Here is a 14755-nt window from a genome sequence, read left to right on the forward strand (position 1 = left end):
TGTACGCAGGTTAGCGAACCGGTCTCAGGCACACCGGTAGACCCAAAGGTCTCCCGCATACAGCCGCCATAACATAATTGCGGGCGAGCAGTCCCACAACGAAGCTACGAACGCTGATGCACTGAGTTGGTCCGAGTCGCTAAACCCGATCGCTGATTCGTCAGCGACCGACCCACAATAGAACCCGACCCCAAAGCGCACAAGCCGGCGGATTCTGGCGTAGCTGTAGGCAATGGCGCAAGGATGTGTAGCCTTGAAGGCGTGTCTGGAGGTGTCTTTTAAACGCCAAAGTTTAAAAGATAATGTGGGCGAAGATCTGGTTGTAAATGTGGTCTGTCCCTGAGGGTTCCTGCGTCGCGATTCCTGGCGGTTACCGTCTGTCTGGAAAGCCTGTGAACCTGTCAAGTCTGACAGTAGACGGCTGCGCCCGCCGGCGCTCTCATTGCCATGGGAATTCTCCCGGCATTTCCCTGCATTGGTCGCTCTGTTCATCTGATACGAGTACCAGGGAGCGGCACCTGCATAAGGTTTCAGAGGAAGCAATCATGGCAGACCAGCCCTATATAAAGTTGCAAGGTATGGAGGTTGAATTCGTCTCGGGAGTGTTGGAACAACGTACAGCCGATCGCGCAATCGGTTACTCCGTGACTTTCAAGTTGATGCTGGACTTCACCCATTTCAAGCAGATGGCCAACGCCTACAGCGCCAATTATCTGGAAGTGTCGAGCAACGCGATTCGGCCGGAGCTGGAGGGGTTGGCGTACCACAATCACTACAGTGTGATTGGTGCTTCTGCAGGAAAAATCGTCAACAGTGCGATGCTTTTCGAACTCTTCACCGATCCGGATTTGTACCTGGATGTCTGGATCAACAGTGAAATGGAGAGGCGATTTGGCAAGCCGCAATTCGTCATAGAGGGAAATGCGCTTTTGATTACGGCGCGGCAGGACTTTCGTTGGCAAAATCCGGAGCGCGAAATCAAGATCGAAGACCTCCCCATCATTTGGTTTGATTGGGCTCTCACCCTCATAGAGCAGCGGACAAAAGTGTCTCGTACGACGCCGGTATCGGTGGTGACGTTTATGTACATGCAGGACGAAGTCGTCGTTATCGAGGGTATGAAGCTGCTCAAGGGCGCGCGCTATATCAACGGCAAGAGGCTCAGTTTTGGCCCGATTACAGCTGAACAGGTTTTAATCGCGTAGTGACCGCCCACCCGCCGCCCCGACTGAAACGGGGCGGCGGGTTTTTTCTGCCTCAAGGTTTGTGTTGCGCCTTAGCCAGTATTCGCGCTCCCACTTTGGAAGCCGTTCAACGGTGGGAGCGAGCCTGCTCGCGAAGGCGTCAGAATTGACGCTGGATCAATCAGCCGGTGTCCCCAATGCCTGCGTCAACCCGGCACCTCAAGATTATCCATCACCCGATTCACCGCCAGCTCGCCGAGCATGATCAGTTGCGCGATCCCCAACAGCGTCCTGCGCTGCGACGCGGGGATGAGGTGGGCGAAGTCATAAGCGATGGTTCTAGCTGAGGCGAGTGTTTCGCTGGCATCGGCCAGCAGTTCCTCGTTTTTGAAGTCGGCGGTAACGGCGTACATCCGGCGGGTTTTACGCGGCGGTGGCGTGGAGCCGGGTGGGCAGAGGTAGTGATCGAGCGCGCGTTCGGCGGCGTCGTTGAGCTTTTTGGAATCGAGGGATTCGTAGGGGGAGGCGAGGTCGGTTTCGGGTGGGTTGGGTGTTGGTTTGATCATGGGTAAAGCTCCTTGATTGCTGGAGCCGCCACATTTCGCTGCGAAACGAAGAGAGGTGGCAGCTGTACGCAGGTTCGCAGACCGGGAATCAAGGCACCCGGCATACCCGAGGGTATCCCGCGCACAGCCGCCATGAAGCACCATTGCCTTTAGTTGATGGCAATGAACTGGAGCGCTGTGCGCCTTGATTGATCCGGGCTGCGAAACCCGATCGCTGATTCGTCAGCGACCACACCACAATAAAACCCGCCCCCAAGGCGCACAAGCCGGCGGATTCTGGCGTAGCTGTAGGCAATGGCGCAAGGGTGTGTAGCCTCAGAGGCGTATCTGGAGGTATCTTTTAAACGCCATAGTTTAAAAGGCAAAGTATCGGGCGACTGTCTGGGTGAAAAATTTGGTCTGTCCCCCGATAATGCCTTAGTTCTATTTCTTGAAAACGAAATTATCGAAATAGATAACATCTGATGCGCTGCTGACAATATCAATCTTGTCGATTCTCTCCGAATTAAATGTCATTTTATGTGGGTTGTTCGGGGTGTGGGGTAATAGTGGTTCTTCTTTGATTTTTATGTCTGAGTTGTAGAAAATAACTTTTGCATTGTTTGATCTGTCGACATCTGTATACCAGAATTCAATTTCAGTGTAGCCAGTTTTCAATGTTAGCCGTATAGTTGCGGGGCCATCATTTAAGGCAAGAGTTTTTCGTTCAACTTTCCCTGGATATTGGGTCGCTATTTCAAGGATTGATACAGGTTTATTGCCTGTAAAATTAGTTATTATCATGCTCCCTATATCGCGAGAGTTGCTCGGTAAAAGTGTAAAGGAAGGTTGTGCGTCAAAGTTTTCTCCTTCGGGCGAAGGCAGTACGTTCAGATTACGTACATTCGAATGCACAAGGCCACTATGATAGAGCGATTCGACGTACAACCGGCGTGTACCTTCCGTAACGTTGATATCAATATCCCATAATCCCGTAATTTCATTCGCGGCGGCTATACCTTTAGACTCTGCGTCGGGCCAAACACCATCAAAGATTTCGATTTTTTGGCCTAAGCTAGCTTTCCCTTTAAGTTTCAATTTAGTGGTGAAGGTCGCCTCACTATCAGGCACTTCCATACCTTTGTCGTCCAGCACATGGTCTAGCGTCGGGTCTATCAACTCGACTACGACAACATCACGGGCATCTGAGATTGCACCATCCTTGCGTCTGGCGCGCAGCTTGTAGGTAGTTCCAGCAACCAGCCCCGTCAGTTGGAATGTCCATTCCCCCTCTGGATCGACCTGAATTTCAGTATTCGGCATCACTACGCCGTTATTGGCCAGATCGATTTTTTTGCCCGGGGTGGCCTTACCACTCAGTGTGACCGCTGTTTTTACTGTCGGGCTGCCGTGTGGGATTTCGTCCCCACCGGGCGACTCCTTGATTGACTCAATAGTCGGCAGCACTTCTACGACGTTTTTGACCGTATACGTGCGCACCGGAAAACTCAGCGCCAGGTTTTCATCCGTGCTGCGATCCGGGGTAGCCATGAAAAACACGTTCAGTGGGCTGAGGTCCTTTAGTGACTGCAGGTCAGCCAAGGCCAAGGAAACATCGAGGTAGCCGTTTGAGATCCAGGACCCGTTCACGGCATTACTTGGGCCTGTCCACACGTTGCGGATGTACGCTTTATCGTCTTTTTTCGTGCCTTCCACCCGCATCCAGACACGCTGGCCACTGGCGATGTGCGGCCAGAAACCACTACGAAGAGTGGCCGCAGCAGTCAGCGTCGACACATCCAGCTCAGTGCCCTCACCACCGCCGGCCGCCTGAATGATCTTCGGCGAATGCGAAAGATCCACGCGCAGTTGCAACACCGCCAACGTACGAGTCCGCGAGTCTTTTGGATCCTGGGTGCCGCGTGTCATGGCGTAGTCAAGGGTGATTGACTTGTCGAGGTTGAAGGCGATCACCGAGACGGCCAGCGGTATTTCCTGCGGGCCGACGGTGGTGACCGGCCATGGATCTGTGGTGTGCGAGCCGGCGGGCAGTGTTCCGTGTGCGCCGTGCCAACTGGCGGTAATGTTGTCGCCGACCTGCATGCCGTCATAGTTGATCACCGCCGTCAGTGCGCTCTGGGCAGCGAGCGGGTCGAGGCTGCTGTCGTTCGGGGCTTCCTTGATTTTCGGCTCTTTCAGATCCAGCGCCACGCCGACACCGAACTCCAACGGCTCGGCATGACTGGTCCCGCCCGCCGCACGTTCGATTTTGTACGAGGCCTTTACCTTGCCGCCTTCGTTGCCCTTGATCATCGCCGCCGGAATGGTGAACGGCACTTCCTCGCCGGCGGTGAATTCGTTCAGCTTGATCCTGTCGGGGTATTCGCCGGTGATCGAGCCGAGCCAGGACAGGAGCACTTCATCGCCGGGGACCGTTTCCTTGTAGATCACCGTCGCGGTGGTGCCGGCGGTGTCGGGTGGCAGGACGCCGTCCACCACGCCGGCCACTTCCAGTTGCGGCAGTTCCAGGCGTGGTTCGCCGACGCGCAGGATGTCGCTGTGGATCGACTCGCGAATGGCGCGGGTGGCCTCGAACGGGTCCAGCGTGGCGAGCACCGCGCTCGAAATCAGTAGCTGGTAGTAGAACTCCGCTGTGCCGCCGTCGACCGGGGCCATGTGTTTGCCGTCGATGTTGTACAACAGTGGTTTGGCCGCGACGATGTCGTTGTAGGTGATGGGGCGCGTTGGCAGCTCAGGCAGGTACGGCTTGAGGCCGGGCGTGGTGCCGAGCATGACCGGCTTAGGAGCATGCCTTCGACAAAGGATTTGTCGAAGGGGAACTCGAGACGGATTTGGGGCAGTGTCGGGTCCAGCGCTCCGGAGTCCTCGTCCAGCACCTTCGGCGCGGCCAGCCGCTGGACTTCGCCGATGGCGCGGATAAATTGGCTTTTGGATTTCAGATCGGCGGAGCCGTCGGCTTTTTCCAGGCGGTAAGACAAAGTGATCTGGGACTTGGCCAACTGACGCAGCACGGCGTTGGGAGCCGTGGTTTCCAAAATGCTCGGCACACTTTTCAACTCGACGCCTGCTGACGGTTCCCAATCAATCGGCGGCCCCTCGACGGGAGTGCCCTTGATCCTGATGAATACCTTGTCTCCGACTTTGAACTTGCTCGTATCCGTGGCAATAACTTGCACGGTGCCATCGGCATCGCCCAGTTTGTCGACATCCAGCACGTTGTTCTGCGTTTCCTTGAGCAGCGGCGCGATCAGCCGGGTCGCATCCACGGCCACTACCACACGCTGTTCGGGGCTCCAGTCCTCGGAACGGTTGAAGACCTTGTCGTACACTTCGAACACCACGGCGACGCCGGGAGACTCTGCATCGCCGGCGTCGCGAATGACCGCTTCCGTGATGGTGATGATGATCGGGGCCTTGCCTTCGGCCTGTTCCTGGGTCAGCGGCTCACTGAACACGTAGATCCCGCCCCAACTCAAGCGACAAGTATCGCCGGCCGCAGCGCAGGGATAGGGCTCTGTGCCATCGGCCTCACCAATGCTGATTTCCACGCCATCGGCCACGTTGTCCTTGTCGATGCCGCCGTCAAGAATGTCTTGGGGAATGATCATGATCAGCTTGGAGTGCCCGCCGTCACCGTTGTCATCATGGCCGCCCGGGCGCGTCAGCTTGACCAGCACCTGCATGACTTCGGACGGTTCATCTTTGCTGGCGCCCAGCGGCCTGACGGAATAGGACGCCGCAAACTCGCCATCGACCATGTGCCGGGAAGCCACGAACATGCGCAGTTGCTTGTTGACCTCGTCCTTGTTGACGGTTTCCACCCAGACGTTCTGCCCGGTGCCCCAAAAGATCGTCAACTTGTCGCCTTCGGCCATGTTGCCCCACGGCCCCGCCTGGCACAGCAAGCCATGAAGCGGAAAGTTGTCCAGCGCCGCGGCGATGTTGATACCCCAGACATCGGGATCCGTCGACACCGGGTCTTTGCTGCGCCCGGGGATGTCGAGCTCCTTGAGTAGCAGGGGTTTGTTGGGGCTGGACATGGCGCTGACTCCGTGGGGGGGAAGTGACGGAGTGATTGAACGGTTAAACGGCAGAATGCGCACCTGTCAGATCTGACAGGTGCGTAGGGGTATCCGACGAGCGGTTGTTTGCTTTTTCCTGCTCGAGCGGTGCGGGGGCTTTGAAGACGCCCTCGCGAGCAGGCTCGCTTGTATGGTAGGACTTGAAGGGAGGAGGAGGGACAAGGCTCGATTCTGACTGTTGACGCAGTACAGACCGTGGGAGATTTCGCCCCTCCTCCTTTCACCCAAGCGCCGATAAAGAATGCATCTGGCTAGACCGACGATAGGAACAAGCCTGCGCCTCTGGGTGAGCCCTTCAAGTACTCAAACCTTATCCCGGAGGAAATCCTGTGGCAATGCCAGTCGCTCTATCAAATCCGATCGTTGGCGTGGATGTTGCCAAAAATGAACTGGTGATTTATCAGGCCGATAGCGATCTGCTTGAAGCGATTCCCAACACCAAAACATCCATCAAGCAGTGGCTGAAAGCCTTGCTCGGCCCCGTGTCTATTGCCATTGAGGCAACCAACATCTACCACCTGGAATTCGCTGATTTGGCCTATGCGGCCGGTTGCACGATTTACATGGTGGGCGGCTATGAACTCAAACACTACCGCGAAGGCGTGAAGATCCGCGCCAAAACCGACGCCTTGGACGCCAAGCTGCTGGCCCGTTACCTGAAGAACGAAGCCGAGGAGTTGCACCCCTGGACCCCGCCATCACCGCTGTACCGCCAGCTCCTGAGCCTTTTCCGCCGCCGCGCGCTTTGGTCCAGGCCAGGGTCGGCCTGGTGCAGAGCTGGTCGAATGAGCCGTTGTTGAAGGCAGCTTTTGCTGAACAAATAAAATCCATGCAGCGGCTTGAAACGATGATCGAAAAGACGATCAACGATCAGCTCAAACAAGCCGGTTTGCTCGGCGAATTGAAGCGTTGCCTGAAAGTTGAGGGCATTGGATTTCTGACCGGAGCGCGCCTGCTCACAGCGTTTCAGCGTGGGGAATTTAGCAACGCGGATGCGTTTATCGCCTTCCTGGGAATGGATTTACGGGTATCGAAATCAGGGCAAAAGGACGGTCGCCGTAGCTTGACCAAGCGCGGAGACCCCGAGGCCCGCCGACTTTTGCACAACGCAGCGATGTCGGCTAGCCGTACGATAGCCTGGAAAGGGTTTTACGAAGCCCAAAGAGCACGGGGTTTCAGCACCACACAGGCGTTGGTGATGCTGGCTCGCAAACTTGCTCGGGTGGTATTCGCCTTGCTGAAAGGGCAAAGCGAATATCAGGCAAAAGTCAGTTGAGGGCTTCCCCTCAACCATAGAATCTCCCACAGGGATCGGGGTCGATCACCAGGCTGCGTTTACACCGCCGAACCTGTGGGAGCGGGCTTGCCCGCGAAGATGTCAGCAGCCAAAACAACTCACTCAAGGCTTGTCACAGCTCCTTGCTACTGCGGCACCTCAAGATTATCCATCACCCGATTCACCGCCAGTTCCCCGAGCATGATCAATTGCGCGATCCCCAGCAGCGTTCTGCGCTGCGACGCGGGTATGAGGTGGGCGAAGTCATGGGCGATGGTTCTGGCTGAGGCGAGGGTTTCGCTGGCATCGGCGAGCAGTTCCTCGTTTTTGAAGTCGGCGGTAACGGCGTACATCCGGCGGGTTTTACGCGGCGGTGGGGTGGAGCCGGGTGGGCAGAGGTAGTGATCGAGCGCGCGTTCGGCGGCGTCGTTGAGCTTTTTTGAATCGAGGGATTCGTAGGGGGAGGCGAGATCGGTTTCGGGTGGGTTGGGTGTTGGTTTGGTCATGGTGAAGCTCCTAGAGTCATTGGAGCTGCCAACGTTCGCTGCGAGACGAATGAAGGTGGCAGCTATACGCGGGTCGCAGACCGGGACTCTAGAACCGGCAGACCCGAAGGTCTCCCACGTACAGCCGCCATAAAAAAGCGGGTGTTGTGCGTCCAGAGATCGACGGGCTGCGAGACCCGATCGCTGATTCGTCAGCGACCGGACCACAATAGAACCCGACCCCAAGGCGCACAAGCCGGCGGATTCTGGCTTGGCTGTAGGCAATGGCGCAAGGATTTGTAGCCTGAAAGGCGTGTCTGAAGGTGTCTTTTAAACGCTGGAGTTTAAGGGGCGATTTGCGCTGACTTCACTGGCCTCTTCGCGAGCAGGCTCGCTCCCACATTTGGAATGCATTCCACTCCAATATTTGGAATTCGGTCCCCTGTAGGAGTGAGCGTGCTCGCGATGGGGTTTTTTCAGTCGATGAATTCGAACCAGACAAACCGCTATCGCGAGCAGGCTCACTCCTACACTGGCCGTGTTTTTCAATCAACCGCAAAAGTTGGAAAGCTTCTTGCAGTACCCGCCGTGAGCCCGCTCTGGGCGTCAAAAGTTTGCTTTAAAGGAACGGGGAAAACCGGTGGATCGCTCTCAGTTATTCAACACTGCTCGCACAAACGTTGCCGACCTCAGTCGAGGCAATCTGGGCGTGCCGTTGTTGCTGCTGGTCATGCTGGCGATGATGATGTTGCCGGTTCCGCCGTTCCTGCTCGACGTGTTCTTCACCTTCAACATTGCCCTGTCGATCGTCGTCCTGCTGGTCTGCGTGTATGCGCTGCGGCCGCTGGATTTCGCCGTGTTCCCGACGATTCTGCTGGTCGCGACGCTGTTGCGGCTGGCGTTGAACGTGGCCTCGACGCGGGTGGTGATGCTCCACGGTCAGGACGGCCACGCCGCTGCCGGTAAGGTGATTCAGGCCTTCGGTGAGGTGGTGATCGGCGGTAACTACGTGGTCGGTATCGTGGTCTTCGCGATCCTCATGATCATCAACTTCGTCGTGGTCACCAAGGGTGCCGGACGGATTTCCGAGGTGAGCGCGCGCTTTACTCTCGATGCGATGCCCGGCAAACAAATGGCGATCGACGCCGACCTCAACGCCGGTCTGATCGATCAGAACCAGGCCAAGATGCGCCGTCAGGAAGTCGCCCAAGAGGCCGAGTTCTACGGTTCGATGGACGGTGCCAGCAAATTCGTCCGTGGTGACGCCATTGCCGGCCTTCTGATTCTGTTCATCAACCTCATCGGCGGTATGGCCGTCGGTATCTTCCAGCACAACATGAGCTTCGGCGATGCCGGCAAGGTTTACGCCTTGTTGACCATCGGTGACGGTTTGGTGGCGCAATTGCCATCACTGTTGTTATCAACAGCGGCGGCGATCATGGTGACCCGTGCTTCCGGTTCGGAAGACATGGGCAAACAGATCAATCGCCAGATGTTCGCATCGCCAAAAGCGCTGGCAGTGGCGGCCGGTCTGATGGCGGTCATGGGCCTGGTGCCGGGCATGCCGCACTTCTCGTTCCTGAGCATGGCTGCGCTGGCCGCTGGCGGCGCGTACCTGTTCTGGAAAAAGCAGAACGTCGCTAAAGTCGTGGCGTTGGAAGAGGTCAAGCGCCAGCAGGATTTGCTGCCGTCGCCGGCCCGCGCCATGGAAACCAAAGAGCTGGGCTGGGACGACGTGACGCCGATCGACATGATCGGTCTGGAAGTCGGTTATCGCCTGATTCCGCTGGTGGATCGCAACCAGGGCGGGCAATTGCTGGCGCGGATCAAGGGCGTGCGCAAGAAGCTCTCGCAGGATCTGGGCTTCCTGATGCCGACCGTGCACATTCGCGACAACCTCGACCTGGCGCCAAGCGCCTATCGCCTGACCCTGATGGGCGTGATCCTCGCCGAAGCCGAGATCTATCCGGATCGCGAACTGGCGATCAACCCGGGCCAGGTGTACGGCACGCTCAACGGTATCAACGCCAAAGATCCGGCTTTCGGCCTCGAGGCGGTGTGGATCGAAATCAGCCAGCGCGCCCAGGCACAATCGCTCGGTTACACCGTGGTCGACGCCAGCACCGTGGTCGCGACCCACTTGAACCAGATTCTGTACAAGCACTCCAGCGAGCTCATCGGCCACGAAGAAGTGCAGCAACTCATGCAATTGCTGGCCAAAAGCTCGCCGAAACTGGCTGAAGAGCTGGTGCCGGGTGTGGTCACGTTGTCGCAGTTGCTCAAAGTGCTGCAAGCGCTGCTCGCCGAACACGTGCCGGTGCGCGATATCCGCAGCATTGCCGAAGCCATCGCCAACAACGCCGCGAAGAGTCAAGATACCGCCGCGCTGGTGGCTGCTGTGCGGGTCGGCGTATCGCGCGCCATCGTCCAAAGCATTGTAGGCACTGAGTCCGAGCTGCCTGTGATCACCTTGGAACCAAGGTTGGAACAAATATTGCTCAATAGTCTGCAGAAGGCAGGACAAGGCTCGGAAGAGGGCGTTCTGCTGGAGCCAAGCATGGCCGAGAAGCTGCAGCGTTCGCTCATCGAAGCGGCGCAGCGTCAGGAAATGCAAGGTCAGCCGGTGATCCTCTTGGTAGCCGGCCCGATCCGCGCGATGCTCTCGCGCTTTGGCCGCCTCGCCGTCCCTGGACTGCATGTGCTGGCCTACCAGGAAATACCGGACAACAAGCAAGTGACCATCGTTGCGACAGTAGGGCCCAACGGCTGAGGTAGTGGTTTATGCAAGTTAAGCGTTTCTTTGCCGCCGATATGCGTCAGGCCATGAAGCTGGTTCGTGATGAGCTGGGCGCTGATGCCGCCATCATTGGCAACCGCCGCATTGCCGGCGGTGTCGAGCTGACGGCGGCACTGGATTACAAATTGTCGGCGCTGGCGCCACGGGTTCCGAACATGGAACTCGAAGACGAGCTGCGCAAGACCCAGTCGCGCATCGTCACCGCTCAGGCCGAGTTGAGCCTGCGTGGCGAAGCCGATGGCAATAGCAATCGCCAGATTTTCGCCGGGCTGCCATTGACCGCCGGCCTGCCGCTGACCGCCGCTGAACCGCTGACCGAGCCGACTTACGCCGCTCCGGCGCGTCCGGCCCCGGCACCTGCGCAGTCCTCCGGTGGTATCGATCCGCGTGCACTGGATTCGATGCGCTTTGAATTGAACAGCCTGCGCGAGCTGATGGAAGTTCAGCTCGGCACCCTGGCCTGGAATCAGCTGCAAGGCAGCCGTCCGGCGCAAGCCAACCTGTATCGCCGTCTGCAACGTATCGGCCTGTCCGGCCCGTTGTCGCGCGATCTGCTGGCGATGATCACTGATATCGAAGAACCGCGTCAGGCCTGGCGCATGCTGCTCGCGCATCTGGCCCGGATGATTGCCGTACCGGAAGTCGAGCCACTGGAAGAGGGCGGTATCATTGCCATGGTCGGCCCTGCCGGCATGGGCAAGACCACTACACTCGCCAAGCTTGCCGCGCGTTATGTGCTGAAATACGGCGCGCAGAATGTCGCGCTGGTGAGCATGGACAGTTTCCGTATCGGCGCTCAGGAACAACTGAAGACGCTGGGCCGCATTCTCAATGTGCCAGTGACCCACGTCGATCCGGGCCAATCGCTGGTGCAAGCGCTGGATCCACTGCTGCGCAAACGCGTGGTGTTGATCGATACTGCCGGCCTGCAAGCCAGCGATCCGGCCCTGCGCATGCAGCTCGAAAGTCTGGCCGGGCGTGGCATTCGTTCAAAAAATTATCTGGTCTTGGCAACCACCAGCCAGAAACAGGTTCTAACCGCCGCTTATCACAGTTACAAGCGTTGCGGGCTTGCCGGCTGCATCCTGACTAAACTGGATGAAACGGCCAGCCTTGGCGAAGTGTTGAGCCTGGCGATCAGTCATGAATTGCCGGTCGCGTACCTGACCGATGGCCCACGGATTCCGGATGATTTGCATCTGCCGCGCCGTCATCAACTGGTCAGCCGCGCCGTCAGCGTGCAAATGCAGGAAGAACCCAGCGAAGAAGCCATGGCTGACATGTTCGCTGATATCTATCACAGCCCGACCAAGCAGGTAGGCTGAGGTATTCATGAACAGTTTTTGTACCTACATCGATGGTCTGCCATGCATTGTTCCGGTTGTGAACGCGCAGCCAGTAATGTGGCCTCCGTCTATGCAAGACAAGGTAAAGAAATAACATGGGCAGCATGCATCCCGTACAGGTGATCGCGGTGACCGGCGGCAAAGGTGGCGTCGGCAAGACTAACGTGTCAGTGAACTTGTCGCTGGCGCTGGCAGAGCTTGGCCGTCGGGTCATGCTGCTGGACGCCGACCTGGGTCTGGCGAACGTTGACGTATTGTTGGGGCTGACCCCTAAACGCACGCTGGCCGACGTCATCGAAGGCCGGTGCGAGCTGCGCGACGTGCTGTTGCAAGGCCCCGGTGGCATTCGCATCGTGCCGGCGGCGTCCGGCACGCAAAGCATGGTGCACCTGAGCCCGGCGCAACATGCCGGCCTGATTCAGGCGTTCAGCGACATCGGTGACAATCTCGATGTACTGGTGATCGACACTGCTGCGGGTATTGGTGACTCGGTAGTCAGTTTTGTTCGCGCCGCGCAAGAAGTGTTGCTGGTGGTCTGCGATGAGCCGACCTCGATCACTGACGCCTACGCGCTGATCAAACTGCTCAACCGCGATTACGGCATGAACCGCTTCCGCGTCCTCGCCAACATGGCGCAGAGCCCGCAGGAAGGGCGCAACCTGTTCGCCAAGTTGACCAAGGTCACGGATCGTTTCCTTGACGTGGCCCTACAATACGTCGGCGCCGTGCCTTACGACGAAAGCGTGCGTAAAGCGGTGCAGAAGCAGCGCGCGGTGTACGAAGCCTTTCCGCGTTCCAAGTGCGCGCTGGCGTTCAAGGCGATCGCGCAGAAGGTCGACACCTGGCCGCTGCCCGCCAACCCGCGTGGCCACCTTGAGTTTTTCGTCGAGCGCCTCGTGCAGCAAACGGCAGGGCCCGTGCTATGACCGCAAGCGGTATGAACTACTACAAGAAGTCGGCACGTGACGCGCAGTACGAGCTGATCGAGCGTTACGCGCCACTGGTCAAACGCATTGCCTACCACTTGCTGGCGCGCTTGCCGGCGAGTGTGCAGGTCGAAGACCTGATCCAGGCCGGGATGATCGGCCTGCTTGAAGTCTCGACCAAATACGACGCCAGCAAAGGCGCCAGTTTCGAAACGTACGCGGGCATACGAATCCGCGGCGCGATGCTCGACGAAGTGCGCAAAGGGGACTGGGCGCCACGCTCGGTTCACCGCAATACCCGTATGGTCAGCGACGCGATTCGCTCAATTGAAGCTAAAACCGGCCGTGATGCTAAAGATCACGAGGTTGCGGCCGAACTCCAATTGAGTCTCGACGATTACTACGGGATTTTGAATGACACCTTGGGCAGTCGCCTGTTCAGTTTCGACGACCTGTTGCAGGACGGCGAACACGAAGGGCTGCACGAGGATGGCGCGAGTGCTCATATGGAGCCGTCACGCGATCTGGAAGATGAACGTTTCCAGGCAGCGTTGGCGGACGCGATTGCCAATTTGCCGGAGCGTGAGCGACTGGTGTTGGCGCTGTACTACGACGAAGAGCTGAACCTCAAGGAGATCGGTGAAGTCCTTGGCGTCAGTGAATCGCGGGTCAGCCAGTTACACAGCCAGTGCGCGGCCCGTTTGCGGGGGCGTTTGGGGGAGTGGCGAGCGCGCTGAAGGCAGTGTGGGGACACTGCGAACGAGGCTGGTGCGGTGATGAACGGCACCGGTCTTGCTCTGTTGTGCTCCAGACAGTCTTCGAGTGCTGCGCCGATTGATTGAAGTGGCGCGTCCAGGTGCTGGGCGCGTTTAAGACTGCTTGGAGGTCGAATTGAACAAAGACATGAAAATCCTCATCGTTGATGACTTCTCAACGATGCGGCGGATCATCAAGAACCTGCTGCGTGATCTTGGGTTCACCAACACCGTCGAGGCGGATGATGGCGTGACTGCCATTCCAGTGCTCAACAGCGGAAGCATCGACTTTCTGGTAACGGACTGGAACATGCCGGGCATGACCGGTATCGACCTGCTGCGTCACGTGCGTGCCGATGAAAAACTCAAGCACCTGCCAGTGCTGATGGTGACTGCAGAAGCCAAGCGCGAGCAGATCATTGAAGCCGCTCAGGCTGGTGTAAACGGCTACGTAGTCAAACCTTTCACGGCTCAGGCGTTGAAAGACAAAATCGAGAAGATTTTCGAACGCATCGGCTGATGAACGCGCGGGGGAGCTATGGAGCATAACGAATCTTCACAGGGCGATTTCGAGTCGACCCTGAAAAAACACGCGGTCGAACTGGTCGAAAGCCTTGAAAAAGGCAGGTTCGGCGACGCTGTGCAACTGATCCATGAGCTCAATCAGACCCGTGACCGTGGCCTGTACCAGGAAGTCGGCAAGCTCACACGTGAACTGCACAGTGCGATCGTCAACTTCCAGATCGATCCGAACATGCCGCAGGCCGAGGAAGTGTCGCAAATCACCGACGCCACCGAACGCCTGGGCTATGTGGTTAAGCTGACAGAAGCCGCGGCCAACCGCACCATGGATCTGGTGGAAAGCGCCACGCCGGTGGTCAACAGTCTGGCTGATGAAGCGCAGACATTGAGCGCCGATTGGGGGCGCTTCATGCGTCGCGAGGTCGGGGCTGAAGAGTTCCGCGAGCTGGCGCGCCGGGTCGACGGTTTTCTGTCACGCAGCAGCACGGACAACCGTGCGGTGTCGAGCAATCTCAACGACATCCTGCTGGCCCAGGATTACCAGGACCTGACCGGTCAGGTGATCAAGCGTGTGACCCAACTGGTCACCGAAGTCGAAAGCAATTTGCTCAAACTCGTGCTCATGGCCAGTCAGGTCGACCGCTTTGCGGGCATCGAACATGACCGCGCCGCGATGCTTGCAGAAAAAGATCCACAAAAACATCTCTCGCAGGGTGAAGGTCCGCAGATTCATGCCGATAAACGAGAAGACGTTGTGTCCGGTCAGGACGATGTGGACGATTTGTTATCCAGCCTCGGATTCTAGAGTTGTGGAAT

At 57.8% G+C, this 14755-nt stretch carries 10 protein-coding genes and 1 pseudogene; 8 read left to right on the forward strand and 3 right to left on the reverse strand.

Features of this window, described 5'->3' with window-relative positions; translation table 11 throughout:
• The first annotated feature begins 545 nt into the window (after positions 1 to 545).
• Positions 546 to 1205: a hypothetical protein gene (locus HU754_RS09325; RefSeq protein WP_186625648.1), complete on the forward strand. Its 660-nt coding sequence runs from the start codon at positions 546 to 548 to the stop codon at positions 1203 to 1205.
• 185 nt (positions 1206 to 1390) lie between these two features.
• Here HU754_RS09325 and HU754_RS09330 read toward each other — a convergent pair whose 3' ends face one another.
• Both HU754_RS09330 and HU754_RS09335 read right to left on the reverse strand, forming a co-directional pair.
• On the reverse strand, positions 1391 to 1750 hold the full coding sequence (locus tag HU754_RS09330) for a DUF6124 family protein (protein ID WP_186625646.1): 360 nt from the start codon (positions 1748 to 1750) through the stop codon (positions 1391 to 1393).
• 423 nt (positions 1751 to 2173) lie between these two features.
• The gene (locus HU754_RS09335; RefSeq protein WP_217827614.1) at positions 2174 to 4522 is read right to left on the reverse strand and encodes a hypothetical protein; all 2349 of its coding nucleotides are present in this window, start codon (positions 4520 to 4522) and stop codon (positions 2174 to 2176) included.
• Between the two features lie 1645 nt (positions 4523 to 6167).
• On the opposite strand from HU754_RS09335, the pseudogene HU754_RS09340 reads away from it, so the two are divergent.
• Positions 6168 to 7108 (forward strand): annotated as a pseudogene (locus HU754_RS09340) (IS110 family transposase).
• 146 nt (positions 7109 to 7254) lie between these two features.
• On the opposite strand, the gene HU754_RS09345 reads toward HU754_RS09340, so the two are convergent.
• A complete protein-coding gene (locus HU754_RS09345) occupies positions 7255 to 7614 on the reverse strand; it encodes a DUF6124 family protein (RefSeq protein WP_186625173.1) in 360 nt (119 codons plus the stop codon).
• Positions 7615 to 8233: 619 nt separating this feature from the next.
• Here HU754_RS09345 and flhA point away from each other — a divergent pair.
• From flhA to HU754_RS09375, 6 genes are all read left to right on the forward strand, one after another.
• Complete coding sequence (flhA, locus tag HU754_RS09350) at positions 8234 to 10363, forward strand: flagellar biosynthesis protein FlhA (RefSeq protein WP_093439768.1); 2130 nt, start codon at positions 8234 to 8236, stop codon at positions 10361 to 10363.
• Positions 10364 to 10374: 11 nt separating this feature from the next.
• Positions 10375 to 11715, forward strand: coding sequence for a flagellar biosynthesis GTPase FlhF (gene flhF, locus HU754_RS09355; protein ID WP_093439773.1), 1341 nt, complete (start codon positions 10375 to 10377; stop codon positions 11713 to 11715).
• Positions 11716 to 11831: 116 nt separating this feature from the next.
• The gene (gene fleN, locus HU754_RS09360; protein WP_003222917.1) at positions 11832 to 12662 is read left to right on the forward strand and encodes a flagellar synthesis regulator FleN; all 831 of its coding nucleotides are present in this window, start codon (positions 11832 to 11834) and stop codon (positions 12660 to 12662) included.
• Entirely contained in the window at positions 12659 to 13399 is a 741-nt protein-coding gene (gene fliA / locus HU754_RS09365; protein ID WP_093439777.1) for an RNA polymerase sigma factor FliA, read from the forward strand. Before fleN ends, fliA begins: the two co-directional genes overlap by 4 nt.
• Positions 13400 to 13565: 166 nt before the next feature.
• Complete coding sequence (locus HU754_RS09370) at positions 13566 to 13937, forward strand: chemotaxis response regulator CheY (protein WP_161986607.1); 372 nt, start codon at positions 13566 to 13568, stop codon at positions 13935 to 13937.
• An 18-nt stretch (positions 13938 to 13955) separates the two neighbouring features.
• Complete coding sequence (locus tag HU754_RS09375; RefSeq protein ID WP_007920000.1) at positions 13956 to 14744, forward strand: protein phosphatase CheZ; 789 nt, start codon at positions 13956 to 13958, stop codon at positions 14742 to 14744.
• Positions 14745 to 14755 lie beyond the last annotated feature (11 nt).

This window comes from Pseudomonas zeae (genome assembly GCF_014268485.2).
GTDB lineage: Bacteria > Pseudomonadota > Gammaproteobacteria > Pseudomonadales > Pseudomonadaceae > Aquipseudomonas > Aquipseudomonas neuropathica.

Excerpts from the sequence above, each read along its gene's own strand:
- HU754_RS09370 (WP_161986607.1), top strand. The coding sequence starts at position 13,566 with ATGAAAATCCTCATCGTTGATGACTTCTCAACGATGCGGCGGATCATC.
- HU754_RS09330 (WP_186625646.1), bottom strand. The coding sequence starts at position 1,750 with ATGATCAAACCAACACCCAACCCACCCGAAACCGACCTCGCCTCCCCC.
- flhF (WP_093439773.1), top strand. The coding sequence starts at position 10,375 with ATGCAAGTTAAGCGTTTCTTTGCCGCCGATATGCGTCAGGCCATGAAG.
- HU754_RS09375 (WP_007920000.1), top strand. The coding sequence starts at position 13,956 with ATGGAGCATAACGAATCTTCACAGGGCGATTTCGAGTCGACCCTGAAA.
- fliA (WP_093439777.1), top strand. The coding sequence starts at position 12,659 with ATGACCGCAAGCGGTATGAACTACTACAAGAAGTCGGCACGTGACGCG.
- HU754_RS09325 (WP_186625648.1), top strand. The coding sequence starts at position 546 with ATGGCAGACCAGCCCTATATAAAGTTGCAAGGTATGGAGGTTGAATTC.
- HU754_RS09345 (WP_186625173.1), bottom strand. The coding sequence starts at position 7,614 with ATGACCAAACCAACACCCAACCCACCCGAAACCGATCTCGCCTCCCCC.
- HU754_RS09335 (WP_217827614.1), bottom strand. The coding sequence starts at position 4,522 with ATGCTCGGCACCACGCCCGGCCTCAAGCCGTACCTGCCTGAGCTGCCA.
- fleN (WP_003222917.1), top strand. The coding sequence starts at position 11,832 with ATGGGCAGCATGCATCCCGTACAGGTGATCGCGGTGACCGGCGGCAAA.